This is a genomic window from Arthrobacter sp. TB 26 (assembly GCF_000427315.1).
GTDB lineage: Bacteria > Actinomycetota > Actinomycetes > Actinomycetales > Micrococcaceae > Arthrobacter.
The window spans coordinates 1-3,256 of the sequence record NZ_AUPJ01000491.1; the positions used below are offsets into that span (position 1 = coordinate 1).

4 protein-coding genes and 1 pseudogene are annotated in these 3,256 nt (G+C 65.4%); 2 read left to right on the forward strand and 3 right to left on the reverse strand.

The genetic code is table 11. The annotated features are described in order from the left end of the window. Positions 1 to 293 (forward strand): acetyl-CoA carboxylase biotin carboxyl carrier protein subunit (locus K789_RS23585; protein ID WP_035740325.1); only part of this gene is annotated, 293 nt, incomplete at its 5' end. A 62-nt stretch (positions 294 to 355) separates the two neighbouring features. On the opposite strand, the gene K789_RS25860 is transcribed toward K789_RS23585, so the two are convergent. Together K789_RS25860 and K789_RS26835 are read right to left on the reverse strand one after the other, a co-directional pair. After that, on the reverse strand, positions 356 to 847 hold the full coding sequence (locus K789_RS25860; RefSeq protein ID WP_237739643.1) for an SDR family NAD(P)-dependent oxidoreductase: 492 nt from the start codon (positions 845 to 847) through the stop codon (positions 356 to 358). Beyond that, positions 798 to 1,076, reverse strand: a pseudogene (locus K789_RS26835) (SDR family NAD(P)-dependent oxidoreductase); the annotation flags it as partial. The gene K789_RS25860 and the pseudogene K789_RS26835, both read right to left, overlap by 50 nt. 245 nt (positions 1,077 to 1,321) lie before the next feature. On the opposite strand from K789_RS26835, the gene K789_RS0119215 reads away from it, so the two are divergent. Beyond that, the gene (locus K789_RS0119215) at positions 1,322 to 2,458 is read left to right on the forward strand and encodes an acyl-CoA dehydrogenase family protein (RefSeq protein ID WP_024368171.1); all 1,137 of its coding nucleotides are present in this window, start codon (positions 1,322 to 1,324) and stop codon (positions 2,456 to 2,458) included. Between the two features lie 11 nt (positions 2,459 to 2,469). Here K789_RS0119215 and K789_RS0119220 read toward each other — a convergent pair. After that, the coding region (locus K789_RS0119220; RefSeq protein ID WP_024368172.1) for a helix-turn-helix transcriptional regulator at positions 2,470 to 3,256 on the reverse strand (787 nt) is incomplete at its 5' end.

Sequence of the window (3,256 nt, forward strand, 5' to 3'; positions counted from 1 at the left end):
GCTGGGCCCGCTCCGGCGGACCGCTGCCCGCCGGAGTGTCAGTGGACGGGGCGTCCGACGGCGGGGCTGCCGCCGCCGTCCCCGGGGAGCTGCGCGCCGGCATGGCCGGGACCGTGGTGAAGTGGCTCGTCGAACCGGGCGCGGAGGTCTCGGCGGGGGACCCCGTCGTCGTGCTGGAGGCGATGAAAATGGAAACCCAGGTCCCGGCCCACCGCGACGGCACCGTGACCGGTGTCCGCGCGGAAGCCGGCGGCGTCGTTACTGCTGGAGCGGTGCTCGCCCTGATCGGGTAGCCGCGGCAGCACCCGAGAGCGCCCCGGGATGGAGGGGCGCGCTCGGATGTTGCCGGTTTAGGCTAGACGGCCGTATAGCCGCCGTCGATCGGAATGGTCGCGCCGGTGATGAACTTCGCCTTGTCGCTCGCGAGGAAGGTGATGAGGTCGGCGACTTCCTGCGCCTCGCCCACGCGGCCGGCCGGGTGCAGCTTTGCATATTGTTCGAGGGTCGGTTCGTCGATGAGCGGGGTACGGATAACGCCCGGGGCCACCGCGTTCACGCGGATGCCCTCCTTCGCGTACATCGTCCCGGCGGCGCGGGTCATGTTCACGACGCCGCCCTTCGAGGCCGAGTAGGCGATGTTGTTTGAGATGGCCACGAGGCCGAACATCGAAGCGAGGTTGACGACGACGCCGCCGTTGCCCTGTTTGAGGAGCTGCTCGATGACGTACTTGTTGGTGTAGAAAACGCCCGAGTAGTCGATGCCGTTGGTGCGCTCCCCAGTTTTCGACGGTGGAAGTGACGACGTCGCCCTCGCCGCCGACGCCCGCCGAGGCGACGGCAATGTCAAGGCTGCCGAATTCCTCGACCGTCTTCGCGACGGCGGCTTCCACGCTCTCGGCCTTCGAGACGTCGCCCTGGACAAACTTCGCACCGATCTCGTCGGCAACTTCCTGCGACTTGGGGTTGAAGTCGAAGATCATGACCTTCGCACCCTCGGCGATGAAGTTCTTTGCGGTGGCGAGGCCGAGCCCCGATCCGCCGCCGGTGATGAATGCGACCTTATCCTCCAGCTGCATGAGTCAGTCCAATCTCTAAGCGATTTTGCGGTCGCTGTCCTCTCGGGGCGCCGCGATGCGCATTTATATGCGTATGCATCTAGTTTGGCACTAATGCTTGAAAAGTCAACTAAACGTGTGACGCCTCACGTATTGACCGGCCGTCGCGCTCAGCCGGCCCGCCGAGAAAATATAGTAGGAAGTCCTAGTAATTAGAGCCGCGTCGTACTACATTGAGTCAAAATCTATGCTTCGGAGGACTGGGTATGTTTGAACTCAACGAGGACCAGCAGTCGCTGGTTGCGATGGTGCGGGACTTCGCCAACGAGGCTCTGGCCCCCAACGCCGCGAAATGGGACGAGACCAAACACTTTCCAGTGGACGTGCTGCGAGAAGCCGGCGCCCTGGGTATGGGCGGCATATATGTGCAGGAGGAGTTCGGCGGCTCCGGGCTAACGCGCAGCGATGCGGTGCTGATCTTCGAGGAACTGGCCAAGGCAGATCCGACGATTGCCGCCTACATCTCCATCCACAACATGGTGGTCTGGATGATCGACTCGTTCGGCAACAATGAGCAGCGCGCCCAGTGGGTGCCGCAGCTTGCCTCCATGGAAGCGCTGGGCAGCTACTGCCTTACCGAGCCCGGCGCCGGTTCCGACGCTGCCGCGCTGAGCACCAAGGCAGTGCGCGACGGCGACGACTACGTGCTGAACGGCGTCAAGCAATTTATCTCCGGGGCAGGGTCATCGAGCTACTACATCGTGATGGCCCGAACCGCTGACACCGGAAACCGCGGCATCACTGCCATCGTTGTCCCCGCGGACACCCCCGGCCTGTCGTTCGGTCCGAACGAGAAAAAGATGGGGTGGAACGCCCAGCCGACCCGCCAGGTTATTTTCGACAATGTCCGGGTTCCGATTGCCAACCGCCTCGGAGAGGAAGGCAGTGGTTTTGGGATCGCGATGAAGGGCCTCAACGGAGGCCGCATCAACATGGGCGCCTGCTCCCTGGGCGGCGGCCAGACCGCTCTGGACAAGTCGGTGGCCTACCTCAAGGAACGCGAGGCGTTCGGCGGACCGCTGATCAACCAGCAATCCCTGCTGTTCCAGCTGGCCGACATGGAAACCGTGCTAGTGACCGCACGGACCCTGCTCTGGCGGGCAGCGGACGCGCTGGACCGCGGGGCGCCCGACGCCGTCAAGCTCTGCGCCATGGCCAAGCGGGTCGCCACGGATGCCGGGTTCAACGTCGCCAACAGCGCCATCCAGCTCCACGGGGGCTACGGCTACCTCTCCGAGTACGGACTGGAGAAGATCGCGCGGGACCTGCGGGTCCACCAGATCCTCGAAGGCAGCAACGAGATCATGCGCCTGATCATCGGCCGTACCGTGGCCGGCACCTAGCCAGTCCCCGTTTAGCCTTGCGCCAGCGGTTCCTGAGTGGCCCCCTGCGTCGCGGCCCAGCTGGCCAGCAGCCGCAGGGCGTCCTCGGTGGTCGAGCCGGGCTCGGCAGTATAAACAAGTAGCGACAGCCCGGCGTCGGCCGAAAGATCCAGCGCCTCATACATCAGGTGCAGGTCGCCGACCACAGGGTGCCGGAGGTGCTTGATCCCGGTGTAGTGCTGGCGGACGTTGTGGGCCGCCCAGCGGGCGCGGAATTCCTCGCTGCGGGTGGAGAGTTCCCCGACGAGGTCGGTCAGGCCGCGGTCATACGGGTCGCGGCCGGCCTCGGTGCGCAGGATGGCGACCGTGTCATTCGCGGCGCGGTCCCAGTCCGGGTAAAAACCGTAGGAACGGTTGTCCAGGAAGACGAACCGGGCGTGGTTGGCCGGCCGGACGGGGCTGACGTACATCTCGGCATACAGTGCGTAGCCGAGCTGGTTGGCGGCGAGGATGTCCATCCGGCCATTGCGCACAAACGCCGGGGCGTTGGTGATCGCGTCAAGCATTAGTTGCACGCCAGCACGGACCGGCTGGGAAGTGGCGCGGCGGCGCTGGGGCTTTCGGCTGCTGCTGGCGGCCCGGGCCAGGTCGAACAGGTGCGCTTGCTCCGCCTCGTCCAACTGCAGCGCCCTTGCCAGCGATTCCAGCACGCCCTCGGAAACTCCGGAGAGGTTTCCGCGCTCCAGCCGGGTGTAATACTCGACACTGACACCGGCCAGCATGGCAACCTCGCCGCGCCGCAGTCCGGGGACGCGGCGG